At 70.7% G+C, this 13,569-nt stretch carries 14 protein-coding genes and 1 riboswitch; of the genes, 8 read left to right on the plus strand and 6 right to left on the minus strand.

Features of this window, described 5'->3' with window-relative positions:
- Positions 1 to 103 precede the first annotated feature (103 nt).
- A complete protein-coding gene (locus ACPT94_RS31395; RefSeq protein WP_425247160.1) occupies positions 104 to 769 on the minus strand; it encodes a DNA-binding response regulator in 666 nt (221 codons plus the stop codon).
- 68 nt (positions 770 to 837) lie between these two features.
- On the opposite strand from ACPT94_RS31395, the gene ACPT94_RS31400 reads away from it, so the two are divergent.
- Positions 838 to 1,680 (plus strand): oxidoreductase, encoded by an 843-nt coding sequence (locus ACPT94_RS31400; RefSeq protein ID WP_360348910.1) that lies wholly within the window; start codon positions 838 to 840, stop codon positions 1,678 to 1,680.
- A 31-nt stretch (positions 1,681 to 1,711) separates the two neighbouring features.
- Positions 1,712 to 2,878 (plus strand): IS630 family transposase, encoded by a 1,167-nt coding sequence (locus tag ACPT94_RS31405; RefSeq protein ID WP_425247161.1) that lies wholly within the window; start codon positions 1,712 to 1,714, stop codon positions 2,876 to 2,878.
- A 194-nt stretch (positions 2,879 to 3,072) separates the two neighbouring features.
- On the opposite strand, the gene ACPT94_RS31410 is transcribed toward ACPT94_RS31405, so the two are convergent.
- Together ACPT94_RS31410 and ACPT94_RS31415 are read right to left on the minus strand one after the other, a co-directional pair.
- Positions 3,073 to 4,314 (minus strand): NAD(P)/FAD-dependent oxidoreductase, encoded by a 1,242-nt coding sequence (locus ACPT94_RS31410; protein ID WP_425247377.1) that lies wholly within the window; start codon positions 4,312 to 4,314, stop codon positions 3,073 to 3,075.
- A gap of 32 nt (positions 4,315 to 4,346) precedes the next feature.
- Positions 4,347 to 4,784 (minus strand): avidin-fold protein, encoded by a 438-nt coding sequence (locus ACPT94_RS31415; protein WP_425247378.1) that lies wholly within the window; start codon positions 4,782 to 4,784, stop codon positions 4,347 to 4,349.
- Between the two features lie 52 nt (positions 4,785 to 4,836).
- Positions 4,837 to 4,948: riboswitch (TPP riboswitch) on the plus strand.
- Here ACPT94_RS31415 and thiO point away from each other — a divergent pair.
- The 5 genes from thiO to ACPT94_RS31440 all read left to right on the plus strand — a co-directional run bounded on the left by thiO (position 4,946) and on the right by ACPT94_RS31440 (position 10,234).
- The gene (gene thiO / locus ACPT94_RS31420) at positions 4,946 to 6,109 is read left to right on the plus strand and encodes a glycine oxidase ThiO (protein WP_425247379.1); all 1,164 of its coding nucleotides are present in this window, start codon (positions 4,946 to 4,948) and stop codon (positions 6,107 to 6,109) included. (Overlaps the previous riboswitch by 3 nt.)
- Entirely contained in the window at positions 6,106 to 6,306 is a 201-nt protein-coding gene (gene thiS, locus ACPT94_RS31425) for a sulfur carrier protein ThiS (protein WP_360349212.1), read from the plus strand. The genes thiO and thiS overlap by 4 nt, the downstream gene beginning before the upstream one ends.
- A gap of 3 nt (positions 6,307 to 6,309) precedes the next feature.
- Positions 6,310 to 7,104 carry a thiazole synthase gene (locus ACPT94_RS31430; RefSeq protein WP_360349209.1) on the plus strand — a complete coding sequence of 265 codons (795 nt, stop codon included), beginning with the start codon at positions 6,310 to 6,312 and terminating at the stop codon, positions 7,102 to 7,104.
- A 246-nt stretch (positions 7,105 to 7,350) separates the two neighbouring features.
- Positions 7,351 to 9,297 (plus strand): Stk1 family PASTA domain-containing Ser/Thr kinase, encoded by a 1,947-nt coding sequence (gene pknB / locus ACPT94_RS31435; RefSeq protein WP_425247380.1) that lies wholly within the window; start codon positions 7,351 to 7,353, stop codon positions 9,295 to 9,297.
- A 34-nt stretch (positions 9,298 to 9,331) separates the two neighbouring features.
- Complete coding sequence (locus ACPT94_RS31440; RefSeq protein WP_360349203.1) at positions 9,332 to 10,234, plus strand: deoxyribonuclease IV; 903 nt, start codon at positions 9,332 to 9,334, stop codon at positions 10,232 to 10,234.
- A 57-nt stretch (positions 10,235 to 10,291) separates the two neighbouring features.
- Here ACPT94_RS31440 and ACPT94_RS31445 read toward each other — a convergent pair whose 3' ends face one another.
- Entirely contained in the window at positions 10,292 to 10,924 is a 633-nt protein-coding gene (locus ACPT94_RS31445; protein ID WP_425247381.1) for a sulfite oxidase-like oxidoreductase, read from the minus strand.
- Between the two features lie 175 nt (positions 10,925 to 11,099).
- Here ACPT94_RS31445 and bfr point away from each other — a divergent pair, with 175 nt between their 5' ends.
- Positions 11,100 to 11,579: a bacterioferritin gene (bfr, locus tag ACPT94_RS31450; protein ID WP_360349198.1), complete on the plus strand. Its 480-nt coding sequence runs from the start codon at positions 11,100 to 11,102 to the stop codon at positions 11,577 to 11,579.
- A 187-nt stretch (positions 11,580 to 11,766) separates the two neighbouring features.
- Here the strand turns inward: bfr and ACPT94_RS31455 are convergent, their stop codons facing one another.
- Both ACPT94_RS31455 and ACPT94_RS31460 read right to left on the minus strand, forming a co-directional pair.
- Positions 11,767 to 12,018: a (2Fe-2S)-binding protein gene (locus tag ACPT94_RS31455; RefSeq protein WP_360351509.1), complete on the minus strand. Its 252-nt coding sequence runs from the start codon at positions 12,016 to 12,018 to the stop codon at positions 11,767 to 11,769.
- Between the two features lie 146 nt (positions 12,019 to 12,164).
- Positions 12,165 to 13,517, minus strand: a complete 1,353-nt coding sequence (locus ACPT94_RS31460) for a class II 3-deoxy-7-phosphoheptulonate synthase (protein ID WP_360351511.1) — start codon at positions 13,515 to 13,517, stop codon at positions 12,165 to 12,167.
- Between the last annotated feature and the right edge of the window lie 52 nt (positions 13,518 to 13,569).

Raw genomic sequence — 13,569 nt, forward strand, 5'->3', positions numbered from 1 at the left:
AGTGGTCGGCTCCGGAAGTTATTCGGGGGTTGACGCGACGGTTGTTTACGTATACCGAGGTGCTCAGGTGTACAGACCCTGCAGGGGTGTGATGACTATGGTCTCAGCGGGGTAGCCCCAGCTCACCCGCGCGCAGCCCGGCCTGGAAGCGGGAGTTGGCCTCTAGCTTGACCATCAGTTCGGCCACGCGCCGCCGGTAGGTGCGTAGCGAAAGGCCGAGCTGTTTGGCGGCTGATTCGTCGGTGAGTCCCGAACCGAGGGCTTTGAGGATCACGCGGCCGTCAGCATCGAGGTGGGGGATGTTCTTCCGCAGATACGTGTCGGGACCGACGGCGGTGTCCCAGATCGCTTGGAACAGCGAGTGGACGCCGTCGACCAGGATCTGCGACGTCGTCACGGTGTATTCGCGGCCGGTAGGGGTCTCTGCGCCGGCGAGGATCATCACCCGCCGGTCGATGATGATGGTCTCGTGCGGCAGTCGCGAGCCGCTGATCCGGACGAGAGCTCCTTTGTTCTGCACCAGCCGTAGATGCGCGCGGGCCTCCTCGTCAGCGAGCGCGACCGGGCTGAGCAGCTTGCGAGGGATGAAGTCCGGGGAGTGCGCAGCGCGCATCCGGTTGCGGATCGCGGCCCTGGCCTGTGGCTGCGAGAAGGTCTTGAGGTCTCGGGCGGCGCACAGGAACTCGGCCTGCGCGGACTCGAAGAGATGGCCGGCACGCTCGATCAGCTCTGTGTCCCCTCGGACGGAGAACACCTGCTCGTTCCGCATACCTCAAGTCTGGCAGCAAGCTGCCACAAGCTCGCAGGGACGTCATGGCGGTGGACACCATAAGCCTTATGACGATCAAGACCTTCTCCCTCGGCGGGGACCTGACCATCAACCGGCTCGGCTTCGGCGCGATGCGCCTGGCAGCAAACACCTTTGACGGCCCGCCACGAGATCCTGAGAACGGCATCGCGGTGCTCAGGCGCTCCGTGGAACTGGGCGTGAACCACATCGACACGGCCGACTTCTACCGCAGGGGTACGGTGCGGGCCAACGAGCTTATCCGTAGGGCGCTGTCCCCGTACCGTGACGATCTGGTGATCGCGACGAAGGTCGGGCCACTGCCCACGCCAGACGGTGTGCCCAGTGGGCAGGCGACGCCTGATCAGCTGCGCGGCTTGGTCGAGGCGGACCTGCGCTCTCTTGGGCTGGACCGGCTCGACCTGGTCTATCTGCGGGTGGGCGGGATGACCGGGCCAGGCGGCGAGGCGATCGCCGAACGCTTCGCGGTGCTGGCCGAGCTCCGCGCGGAGGGGCTGATCCGGCACCTGGGCGTCAGTAACGTCGACGCCTTCCAGTTCGCCGAGGCCCGGGAGATCGCGCCTGTCGCGGCGGTGCAGAACCGTCACACAGGTGACATGGGGCTGCTGGCGGAATGCGAGGAAGCGGGTATCGCGTACGTGCCGTACTTTCCGCTCGGCGGTGGTGTCAGTCCGCTGGACACCGAACGGCTGGACAAGGTGGCAGTTCGCCTGGGCGCGACCGCCACGCAGGTGCACCTCGCCTCGCTGCTGGCGACCTCGCCCTCGCTGCTGGCGATTCCGGGCACTGGTTCACTCGATCACCTAGAGGAGAACCTCGCCGCGAACGATCTCAGTCTCAGCGACCAGGACCTGTCTGACCTGCGAGGTTGACTGGGCGGCTCCGGAAATCGGCTTGCCTGCCATGCCCGTTGCCACCGCCCGCCCGATATCCCCGACCGATACCGAGCTGCACCGGTTGAAGAAGGCAGCCAGGGGCCACAAGACCGAGCACCGGCTGCGGGTGCGCGCACAGATCGTGCTGCACGCGGCCCGCGGGCTGCCGAACGCGCGGATAGCCGAGCGGGTTGGTGTGCACGTAGACACCGTGCGCACTTGGCGGAGCCGCTTCGCTGAGCAGGGCATGCCCGGCTTGGCCGACCGTAAGCGCACCGGACGCCCGCCCACCTTCACCTCGCTGCAGGCTACCCAGGTCAAGGCCCTCGCCTGCCAGCTGCCCGCCGAGACCGGCGCGCCACTGTCCCGCTGGACCACCCCCGAACTGGCCCGCGAGGCCGTAAAGCGCGGCATCGCGCCCTCCTTGTCGGCCTCCACCGTGCGCCGCTGGCTCGCGCGGGACGCACTCAAGCCCTGGCAGCACCGCTCTTGGATCTTTGTCACCGACCCCGACTTCCGTCCCAAGGCCGAGCGCGTTCTGGACCTGTACGCCCGCACCTGGAACGGCGAACCCCTCGGCGCGGACGAGTTCGTCATCAGCGCCGACGAGAAGACCTCCATCCAGGCCCGCTGCCGCTGCCACCCCACCCTCGCCCCCGGCCAGGCCCGCGCGATGCGCGTCAACCACACCTATGGCCGCGGCGGCGCACTGTCCTACCTGGTCGCCTACGACGTTCACCACGCGACAGTGTTCGGCCGCACTGAGCCCAGGACCGGCATCGACCCGTTCATGGCCCTGGTCACCCGGGTCATGAACCAGGAGCCCTATGCCAGTGCCAAGCGCGTGTTCTGGATCGTGGACAACGGCTCCTCCCACCGTGGGAAGAAGGCCGCCGACCGGCAGACCGCCGCGTTCCCGAACGCGGTGCTGGTCCACACCCCAGTGCACGCCTCCTGGCTGAACCAGGTAGAGATCTACTTCTCCGTCGTGCAGCGCAAGGTCGTCTCACCCAACGACTTCACCGACCTGACCGAAGTCGAGGACCGGCTCCGAGCGTTCGAAGACCGCTACAACGCCACGGCACAGCCGTTCCAGTGGAAGTTCACCACCTCCGACCTGGACGATCTGCTCGCCAGGCTCGACCGGTACACCGCCGATCACCAAGAAGAAGCCTCCGTTGCGCTGGCAGCATGAGCACCCCTGAAGGACTTACCAGTGCGACCACTAAGCGCTCCGCCGGGCGGGCCGCGATGGGTCGTCGTCCGGGTGCGGCGCCGTCGCGGCCGGTCGCTCCCCCTCTCGGCTCCGCTCGAGCGGGAGGGACCCCCCTCGCGGCGGAGCCGCACGGGTCACGGCCCCGCTCCCCTGGTGTGCCGCACGCGCGTCCCTCAAGCAGTCGCGTTCTTCAAGGGGCGGGACGGGTCCGCGAGGGCCTCCGGGTTCATGGGCCGGGCCGCCTCGATCAGGCGGCGGCCCTGGGCCAGGTCACGCGGTCGGCCGACGGCCAGCAGGGCCACGAGGCGGTCCTCGCGCAGCCAGCACACCGTCCACGCGGGGCCGGACCGGTCGCCGCGCCACACCATGCGGTCGGCCACGGCGTGGTGGCCGGCGTACTGGACGAAGCGGCCGAACTGCTCGGACCAGAAGTACGGCACCGGGTCGTAGACCGCCGGGGGCTCGCCGGTGGCCCCGCCCAGGATGTTCGCGGCGACCGTGCGCGGGCCCTGGAGGGCGTTGTCCCAGTGGTGGACGAGGAGCCGCTCGCCGTACCTCCCCGAAGGGAAGGAGGCGCAGTCGCCGACCGCGTACACGTCGGGCACGGAGGTGCGCAGCTGGGCGTCGGCCACGACCTCGCCGTGCGTGCCCAGCTCGATGCCGGAGCCGGCCAGCCAGGCCGTGGCGGGGCGGGCGCCGATGCCGACGACGACGGCGTCGGCGGGCAGCCGCGAGCCGTCGTCGAGGACGACCGCGCCGGGCTCTACGCGCTCCACGCGCGTGTGGGTGCGCAGTTCGGTGCCGCTGTCGGCGTACCAGGCGGTCATCGGGGCGGCGACCTCGGCGGGCAGGGCGCCGGCCAGCGGACGGTCGGCGGCCTCGACGACGGTGACCGCGCAGCCCGCCTCGCGCGCGGCCGTGGCGAACTCGGCGCCGATCCAGCCGGCGCCGACGACCACGATGTCGTGCTGCCGGGCGAGTACCGGCCGCAGCCGTTCGGCGTCGTCCAGGGTGCGCAGGAGATGGACGCCGGGCACGCCCTCGGCGCCGGGCAGCCGGATCGGTTCGGCACCGGTGGCGAGGACGAGGACGTCGTACGGGACGGGGCCGGTCTCGGTGTCCAGTTCGTGGTCGGCGGGGCGCACGCCGAGGGCCTCGCTGCCCAGGCGGATCTCGATGTCGAGGCTCTCGAAGTCGACGTCGAAGGCGGAGCCCTCGGCCTTGCCGAGCAGGACGGCCTTGGACAGCGGCGGCCGGTCGTAGGGCTGGTGGGGTTCGGCGCCGATCAGGGTCACCGTGCCGCGGTAGCCCTGTTCGCGCAGGGCTACCGCGGTCTGCACACCGGCCATGCCCGCGCCGACGACGACCACGCGCCGCACCGGTGACCTGCCTTCTTCCCGCGTCTGCTCACTCACCTGATCACCTTAGACAACTGACGAATCGTCAGTCAGCCGTCGTGCTCCGTGACCTGCTCCACACCGCCCGGCGACGACTCGTCGACCTGCTCCACCACGCTGGTACCGCTGCCCGGCTGCGACTCCCACTCCCACGTCTCGTCGAGGCGCACACGTCCGTCGGGCAGCTCCACGACCGTCGAGACACAGTGCCCGCAGGACGTCGTTCCGTCGTGCTTGAGCTGGACGTACCGGAAGTCGAGCCGGTCTCCTTCCCGCGTACCCACCAGATGCCCGCGTACGACGTCGCCGCCCGTGTAGTCGGCCCAGATCACACCGTCCCGCTCGTGGTACGTGAAGCGGGTGCGGGTGCCGACCTGGCCCGGGGCCTGGTCGGCGACCGGGGCGAGGACGAGGCCGTCGAGAGATCTGCGGGGCCGGGCGAAGCCCCTCGTTCCAGGGTGGTGGCGGGGGACGGGCGGGCGTGGCACAGGCGGAGGCTCCCTTACTGAGACATCCGGCGTCGGGCTAGGGTGGCCAACGTAGAGCACTCGCGGGAGCCCGGACGCACCGGGCTGAGAGGGAGGCTGGCGGCCTCCGACCGTACGAACCTGATCCGGGTCATGCCGGCGAAGGGAGGGGCTGGACGCCCATGTCCTCACGTACGTCCGACGTCCTCGTCGTAGGGGGCGGCATCATCGGGCTCGTCACGGCGTGGCGGGCCGCGCAGCGCGGATTCGCCACGGCGGTGGTGGACCCCGAACCGGGCGGCGGGGCCGCGCAGGTGGCGGCCGGGATGCTGGCCGCCGTCACGGAACTGCACCACGGCGAACAGACGCTGCTCGGTCTGAACCTCGCGTCGGCCCGCCTCTACCCGGCCTTCGCGGCCGAGCTGACCGACCTCACCGGCCATGATCTCGGCTACCGCCGTTCCGGCACGCTCGCGGTCGCGCTGGACGCCGACGACCGCGCGCATCTGCGTGAACTGCACGCCCTGCAACGGCAGTCCGGGCTGGAGTCGGAGTGGCTGTCCGGGCGCGAGTGCCGACGGCTGGAGCCGATGCTCGCGCCCGGGGTGCGCGGTGGGCTGCGGGTGGACGGCGACCACCAGATCGATCCGCGACGGCTGGCCGGCGCGCTGGTGACCGCGTGCGAGCGGGCGGGCGTGGTCTTCCACCGGACGTGGGCCGAGCGGCTGTCCGTGGTGGCCGGCCGGGCGGCGGGGGTCCTCACGCGCGCGGGTACGGCGCTCGGCGCGGGGCAGGTGGTGCTCGCGGCGGGCAGCCTCAGCGGACGGCTCGCGGGGGTGCCGGACGAGGTGCTGCCGCCGGTGCGGCCGGTGAAGGGGCAGGTGCTGCGGCTGACCGTGCCGAAGCGGTACGCGCCGTTTCTGAGCCGGACGGTGCGGGCCGTGGTGCGCGGCAGCCATGTGTACCTGGTGCCGCGGGAGAACGGCGAGCTCGTCGTCGGCGCCACGAGCGAGGAGCTGGGCTGGGACACGACGGTGACGGCGGGGGGCGTGTACGAGTTGCTGCGGGACGCGCACGAGCTGGTGCCCGGGATCACCGAGCTGCCGCTGACGGAGACCCGCGCGGGGCTGCGTCCCGGGTCGCCCGACAACATGCCGCTGCTCGGGCCGACCGGGCTGGACGGGTTGCTGCTGGCGACCGGGCACTACCGCAACGGTGTGCTGCTCACGCCGGTGACCGGTGACGCGTTGGCGCATGTCCTGGCGACCGGTGAGCTCCCCGACGAGGCCCGTCCCTTCACGCCCCGGCGCTTCGCCGCCGCCGCACTCTCGGAGCAGCCCGCATGAACATCTCCGTCAACGGTGAGCGGCGGGAGGTCGCGGCCGGGACCGCCCTCGACGCCGTCGTACGGTCCCTGACCGCGGCGCCCTCCGGGGTGGCCGCCGCGCTCAACGAGACCGTCGTCCCGCGCGCGCGGTGGTCCGCGACCGCCCTCTCCGAGGGGGACCGCGTGGAAGTCCTCACGGCCGTCCAGGGAGGCTGAGCCATGGCCGACGATCCCTTCGTCCTCGGCGGTACGACGTTCTCGTCCCGCCTGATCATGGGTACGGGCGGTGCGCCCAGCCTGGAGGTGCTGGAGCGGGCGCTGGTCGCGTCCGGGACCGAGCTGACGACCGTCGCGATGCGGCGGGTGAACCCCGCTGTGCACGGCTCGGTGCTGTCGGTGCTGGAGCGGCTGGGCATCCGTGTGCTGCCGAACACGGCGGGGTGCTTCACGGCCGGGGAGGCGGTGCTGACGGCGCGGCTCGCGCGCGAGGCGCTGGGCACCGATCTGATCAAGCTGGAGGTCATCGCCGACGAGCGGACGCTGCTGCCGGACCCGGTCGAACTGCTCGACGCGGCCGAGACGCTGGTCGACGACGGGTTCACGGTGTTGCCGTACACCAACGACGATCCGGTGCTGGCGCGGAAGCTGGAGGACGTGGGCTGCGCCGCGGTGATGCCTCTGGGGTCCCCGATCGGCTCCGGCCTGGGGATCAGGAACCCCCACAACTTCCAGCTGATCGTCGAGCACGCGCGTGTGCCGGTGATTCTGGACGCGGGGGCCGGTACGGCGTCGGATGTGGCGTTGGCGATGGAGTTGGGGTGTACGGGGGTGATGCTGGCGTCGGCGGTGACGCGGGCGGCGGATCCCGAGCGGATGGCGCTGGCCATGCGGGCCGGCGTCGAGGCGGGGAGGCTGGCCCGGCTGGCGGGGCGGATCCCCCGCCGTTACTTCGCCGAGGCGTCGTCTCCTGCGGAGGGCTTGGCCGTGCTGGACCCGGAGCGCCCCGCGTTCTGAACGTCCGTCCACTCCGGCCCCCTCTCCCACCCACGCACCACCGGTTTCCCTCGGACAAGAGGTGAACGTCGCCCGCGGGGGCCGAGCACCATCGGCGGCCACCACGCCGCACCCGCACCGAACCACGTCCGCTTCCCCCACCCCCACGCCCCGCCCCCATGTGTCACGTCACAGGTGCGCTGCAGTCCCGCTTCGATGGTGGTCGGGGAGGTGGGGGTGTCCGTGGGGGCTCGTACACTCGCGTGCGTGGACACGACCCTTCAGGACCCTCTGGTCGGGCAGGTGCTCGACGGGCGTTATCGCGTGGACGCGCGGATCGCGGTCGGCGGGATGGCCACGGTCTACCGGGCCGTGGACACCCGCCTCGACCGGGTCCTCGCGCTCAAGGTGATGCACCCGGCGCTCGCGACCGACGCCTCGTTCGTCGAGCGCTTCATCCGGGAGGCCAAGTCCGTCGCCCGGCTCGCGCACCCGAACGTCGTGCAGGTGTTCGACCAAGGGGCCGACGGGTCGTACGTCTACCTCGCCATGGAGTACGTCGCCGGCTGCACCCTGCGGGACGTGCTGCGCGAGCGCGGGGCGCTGCAGCCGCGGGCCGCGCTGGACATCCTGGAGCCGGTGCTCGCCGCGCTCGGTGCCGCGCACCGGGCCGGGTTCGTGCACCGGGACATGAAGCCCGAGAACGTGTTGATAGGGGACGACGGGCGGGTCAAGGTCGCCGACTTCGGGCTCGTGCGGTCCGTGGACACCGTCACCAGCACCACCGGCGCCGTCCTCGGAACCGTCTCGTACCTCGCGCCCGAGCAGATCGAGCAGGGCACCGCGGACGCCCGCGTGGACGTGTACGCGTGCGGGGTCGTGCTCTACGAGATGCTCACCGGCGACAAGCCGCACGAGGGGGACTCCCCCGCCATCGTGCTCTACAAGCACCTCCACGAGGACGTCCCGCCGCCCTCGGCCGCCGTGCCCGGTCTGGCGTACGAGCTGGACGAGCTGGTCGCCTCGGCCACCGCCCGCACCCCGGGCGTACGGCCGCACGACGCGGTGGCGCTGCTCGCGCAGGTGCGGGAGGCACGCGGCGCACTCGACGAGGAGCAGTTGGACGCGCTGCCCCCGCAGGCCCGTTCCGCGGAGCACGACAACGCCGAGGACCGGACGAGTGTGATCCCGCGCTCGCTGACGGTGCCCCGGCCGCTGCCCGTCAACGAGGACGAGGAACCGCTGGGCGAGGACGCCATGAACCGGACGTCCCGGTTCGCGGCGGAGCCTCCCCTGCCTCCGCTCCCGCCGCGGCGCCGCTCCGGGCGGCCCCGGCGCGGGGTGCTGGCGATCGTCACCGCCGTCCTGCTGGTGCTCGGCCTCGGCGTGGGCGTCTGGTACATCAACTCCGGACAGTTCACCAAGGTCCCGGCGCTCCTGACGCAGACGCAGGAGCGGGCCGAGCAGCGGCTGGAGGATGCCGGGCTCGAGGTCGGGGCGATCAAGCACCAGTACAGCGACACCGTCAGGCGCGGCACGGTCATCAGCACCGATCCGGGGCCCGGCGCCCGCATCCGCAAGAACGACGCCGTGGCGCTCGTCGTCTCCGACGGCCCGGAGACCGTGAGGGTGCCGTATCTGAAGGGCTTGCGGCTGGCCAAGGCCAGGGCGCAGCTGAAGGAGGACGGGCTGCAGCCGGGACTGGTCACGCAGGCGTTCAGCGAGAACATCGCCAAGGGGGCGGTGATCAGCAGCAGCCCCGAGGCCGGCACGGAGCGGCGCGCGGGCTCGGCGGTCTCCCTCGTCGTCAGCAAGGGCCGCCCCGTTGACGTACCCGACGTCACCGGCGAGGACCTCGCCGACGCCAGGGCCGAGCTGCAGGGGGCCGGCCTGAAGGTGACGGTCTCCACCGAGCAGGTCAACTCCGAGTTCGACAAGGGGCAGGTCGCCCTCCAGTCGCCGGGGCCGGACAAGCAGGCCGCCGAGGGCGACACGGTGACGCTGACCCTGTCCAAGGGCCCGGAGATGGTGGAGGTCCCGGACGTGGTCGGCGACAGCATCGACGACGCCAAGGCCGCGCTGGAAGGGGCCGGTTTCAAGGTCAAGGAGGACCGCGGGCTGCTCGGTCTGTTCGGCGACACCGTGAAGAGCCAGTCCGTGGAGGGCGGCGAGACGGCGCCGAAGGGGTCGACGATCACGATCACCATCCGGTGACCGGGCGGGCCTCGGGCCATGACACCCTGAACGGGTGACAGGTCAGCAGTCCGGCGCCCCCAGCCTCGCCTCCCCCTTCCCCTCCCGCAACCCCGTCGGCGGTCATGTGCCGGTGGCGGGCGGCCTGCACTCGGTGGGGCTGACGTACGCCCATGACCTCAAGGCCGAGACGGTCCAGGTCTTCGTCGCCAACCCGCGCGGCTGGGCCACCCCCGCCGGGAATCCCCGCCAGGACGAGGCGTTCCGGGAGGCGTGCGCGGCGGAGTCGATCCCGGCCTATGTGCACGCGCCGTACCTGATCAACTTCGGCTCGCACACCGAGGCCACGGTCGAGAAGTCGGTGGAGTCGCTGCGGCACTCGCTGCGCCGCGGGCGCGAGATCGGTGCGCTGGGCGTGGTCGTGCACACCGGGAGCGCGACGGGCGGGCGGGAGCGGTCCGTGGCGCTGAAGCAGGTCCGGGAGCACCTGCTGCCGCTGCTGGACGAGCTGGCCCACGACGACGATCCGTATCTGCTGCTGGAGTCCACCGCCGGGCAGGGTGCCTCGCTCTGCTCCCGGACCTGGGACTTCGGGCCCTACTTCGAGGCGCTGGACGCCCATCCGAAGCTCGGCGTCTGCCTGGACACCTGCCACATCTTCGCGGCGGGCCACGACCTGACCGGCCCGTCCGGCATGCACCAGACCCTCGACCTGCTGGTGGACACGGTCGGCGAGGGCCGGCTGAAGCTGATCCACGCCAACGACTCCAAGGACGTGGTCGGCGCGCACAAGGACCGCCACGAGAACATCGGCGCCGGCCACATAGGCGAGGACCCGTTCCGCGCCCTGATGACCCACCCCGCCACCGCGGGCGTCCCCCTCGTCATCGAGACCCCCGGCGGCAAGGAGGGCCACGCGGCGGACGTGGCCCGTCTGAAGAAACTCCGGGACGACTGAGCCGGGGCGCGCGTCGTGACCGGCGCTGCGGTTGCCGGCCGATGCCACCCCCGCGCTTCAGAGCTCCGGTCCCTCCCCCGGTTCCTCCTGGTAGGAGTAGCGCTGTTCCTTCCAGGGGTCGCCGATGTTGTGGTAGCCGCGTTCCTCCCAGAAGCCTCGGCGGTCGGCGGTCATGTACTCGACGCCGCGGACCCACTTCGGGCCTTTCCAGGCGTAGAGGTGGGGGACGACCAGGCGGAGGGGGAAGCCGTGCTCGGCGGTGAGGAGTTCGCCGTCCTTGTGGGTGGCGAAGAGGGTGCGGTCGGAGGCGAAGTCCGACAGACGCAGGTTGGAGCTGAAGCCGTACTCCGCCCACACCATCACATGGGTGACGTCGTCGGCGGGCGGAGCGATCTCCAGGATGGTGCGGGCGGGGATGCCGCCCCACTCGGCGCCGAGCATGCTGAACTTCGTCACGCAGTGCAGGTCGGCCACGACGGTGGTGTACGGCAGGGCCGTGAACTCGTCGTGGGTCCAGCAGTGCTTCTCGCCGTCGGCGGTGGCGCCGAAGACGCGGAACTCCCAGCGCTCTGGACGGAACTTGGGGACCGGGCCGTAGTGTGTGACAGGCCAGCCCCGCTGCAGTCGCTGCCCCGGCGGAAGCTCGGACGCTGCTGCTTCTCCTGATTCTCGCTCCACCGGATGACCCATGACTCCATCCTGACAGACCCGGGGCGGTGCAGATGACCAGCCATGTCCGAAATCGGACAACTCGCACTAAGCATGGACTAACTTACTAAGTACGCACTTACTGGACGATCTTCCGCACCGGTGAAATCATGCGGCGGCAACCTCCCCGATCCCCCACGTGGAAGGAGCCTCTGCGATGCAGGGCGACCCCGAGGTCATCGAGTTTCTCAACGAGCAGCTCACCGGCGAGCTCACCGCGATCAACCAGTACTTCCTCCACGCCAAGATGCAGGAGAACTTCGGCTGGACGAAGCTCGCGAAGTACACGCGGCACGAGTCGTTCGACGAGATGAAGCACGCCGAGGTGCTCACCGACCGGATCCTGTTCCTGGAGGGCCTGCCGAACTACCAGCGACTGTTCCATGTGCGGGTGGGGCAGACGGTCAGGGAGATGTTCGAGGCCGACCGGCAGATCGAGGTGGAGGCGATCGACCGCCTCAGGCGCGGGATCAAGGTGATGCGCGAGAAGGGCGACATCACGTCGGCGAACATCTTCGAGTCGATCCTCGCGGACGAGGAGCACCACATCGACTACCTCGACACCCAGCTGGACCTGCTGGAGAAGCTCGGCGAGGCACTGTACCTCGCGCAGCTGATCGAGCAGCCGGAGAGCTGAGCCGGAGCCGGGCTAGGGCCTGTTGCGAAAGTGGCGCCTGCCGCGCGACGCCCGGCACGCACTCTCGCCGCACCGCCCGAAAGCCCGAGTACGCCCAGTACGAGGGCTTCCGGGCGGCACGCCGAGAGCACGCACCGGACGCCGCGCGGCCGCCCTTCGGGCGACGACGCCACTTTCGCAACAGGCCCTAGGCCGCTTCCTCGAGCTCGTCGAACTCGTCGAGCTCGGTGAGCACCGGCTTGCCCTGGTCGGCCAGTTCGCGGCGGGGGCACGCGCCCCTGCCCAGGATCGCCTGGATCCGGCGGACGCAGGAGCCGCAGTCCGTGCCGGCCTTGCAGGCCGACGCTATCTGGCGAGGGGTGCAGGCACCGTCCTCCGCGTGCTTCTTGACCTGCTGCTCGGTGACGCCGAAGCAACTGCAGACGTACACGCGGTTCACCTCCCGCCGGGATCGATAAGGAGCGCCGTCCCGATGATCGGTGAGGCAAACCTAACCTTACCCGGGGTGCGGGGGCCGCAAAAGTGCGTGGGGCGCGGATCGGATGTGATCCGCGCCCCAGTGCGCGCCTGGTAACAGGTGAACCGTTACTGGTCCCTGTACATCTCCGCCACGAGGAACGCCAGGTCGAGCGACTGGCTGCGGTTCAGCCGCGGGTCGCAGGCCGTCTCGTAGCGCTGGTGGAGGTCGTCGACGAAGATCTCGTCGCCGCCGCCCACGCACTCGGTGACGTCGTCACCGGTCAGCTCGACATGGATGCCGCCGGGGTGGGTGCCGAGGGCCTTGTGGACCTCGAAGAAGCCCTTGACCTCGTCGAGCACGTCGTCGAAGCGGCGGGTCTTGTGGCCCGAGGCCGCCTCGAAGGTGTTGCCGTGCATCGGGTCGGTCACCCAGGCCACGGTCGCGCCCGAGGCGGTGACCTTCTCGACCAGCTCGGGCAGCTTGTCGCGGACCTTGTCGGCGCCCATGCGGACGATGAAGGTGAGCCGGCCCGGCTCCCGCTCCGGGTCGAGGCGCTCGATGTACTGCAGCGCCTCCTCGGCCGTCGTCGTCGGGCCGAGCTTGATGCCGATCGGGTTGCTGATCCTCGAGGCGAACTCGACGTGCGCGTGGTCCAGCTGCCGGGTGCGCTCGCCGATCCACACCATGTGCGCGGAGACGTCGTACAGCCGGCCGGTGCGCGAGTCGACGCGGGTGAGCGCCGACTCGTAGTCGAGCAGCAGCGCCTCGTGCGAGGAGTAGAACTCGACGGTCTTGAACTCCTCCGGGTCCGTTCCGCAGGCGTGCATGAAGTTCAGCGCGTTGTCGATCTCGCGGGCGAGCTGCTCGTAGCGCTGGCCGGAGGGGGACGACTTCACGAAGTCCTGGTTCCAGGCGTGGACCTGCCGCAGGTCGGCGTAGCCACCGGTGGTGAAGGCGCGCACCAGGTTCAGCGTGGAGGCGGACGCGTGGTACATCCGCTTCAGCCGCTCGGGGTCCGGGATGCGGGAGGCCTCGGTGAAGTCGAAGCCGTTGACGGAGTCGCCCCGGTACACCGGGAGCGTCACGCCGTCGCGGGTCTCGGTCGGCTTGGAACGCGGCTTGGAGTACTGGCCGGCGATCCGGCCGACCTTCACCACGGGCACGGACGCGGCGTACGTCAGCACGGCGCCCATCTGGAGCAGCGTCTTCAGCTTGTTGCGGATGTGGTCGGCGGACACCGCGTCGAAGGCCTCGGCGCAGTCGCCACCCTGAAGGAGGAACGCCTCGCCCTTGGCGACGGCCGCCATCCGGGCGCGCAGCTGGTCGCACTCGCCCGCGAAGACGAGCGGCGGATACGACTCGAGGTCCGCGATCACTGCGCGCAGAGCCTCGGCGTCGGGGTACTCGGGCTGCTGCGCCGCGGGCAGGTTTCGCCAGGTGTTGCCAGCGCTCGGGCTGGTCTTAGCGTTCACGGTCACGCCTCCCACATTACGGGGTCGCGTCGAGTGATTTTCCCGCGGCTCGACAGGT

Origin of the sequence: Streptomyces aurantiaciflavus, assembly GCF_049808595.1 — a bacterium.
Taxonomy (GTDB): domain Bacteria; phylum Actinomycetota; class Actinomycetes; order Streptomycetales; family Streptomycetaceae; genus Streptomyces.

Coding starts and splice junctions, on each gene's coding strand:
- ACPT94_RS31395 (WP_425247160.1), bottom strand. CDS start 769: ATGCGGAACGAGCAGGTGTTCTCCGTCCGAGGGGACACAGAGCTGATC.
- ACPT94_RS31400 (WP_360348910.1), top strand. CDS start 838: ATGACGATCAAGACCTTCTCCCTCGGCGGGGACCTGACCATCAACCGG.
- ACPT94_RS31405 (WP_425247161.1), top strand. CDS start 1,712: ATGCCCGTTGCCACCGCCCGCCCGATATCCCCGACCGATACCGAGCTG.
- thiO (WP_425247379.1), top strand. CDS start 4,946: ATGTCCTCACGTACGTCCGACGTCCTCGTCGTAGGGGGCGGCATCATC.
- thiS (WP_360349212.1), top strand. CDS start 6,106: ATGAACATCTCCGTCAACGGTGAGCGGCGGGAGGTCGCGGCCGGGACC.
- ACPT94_RS31430 (WP_360349209.1), top strand. CDS start 6,310: ATGGCCGACGATCCCTTCGTCCTCGGCGGTACGACGTTCTCGTCCCGC.
- ACPT94_RS31445 (WP_425247381.1), bottom strand. CDS start 10,924: ATGGGTCATCCGGTGGAGCGAGAATCAGGAGAAGCAGCAGCGTCCGAG.
- bfr (WP_360349198.1), top strand. CDS start 11,100: ATGCAGGGCGACCCCGAGGTCATCGAGTTTCTCAACGAGCAGCTCACC.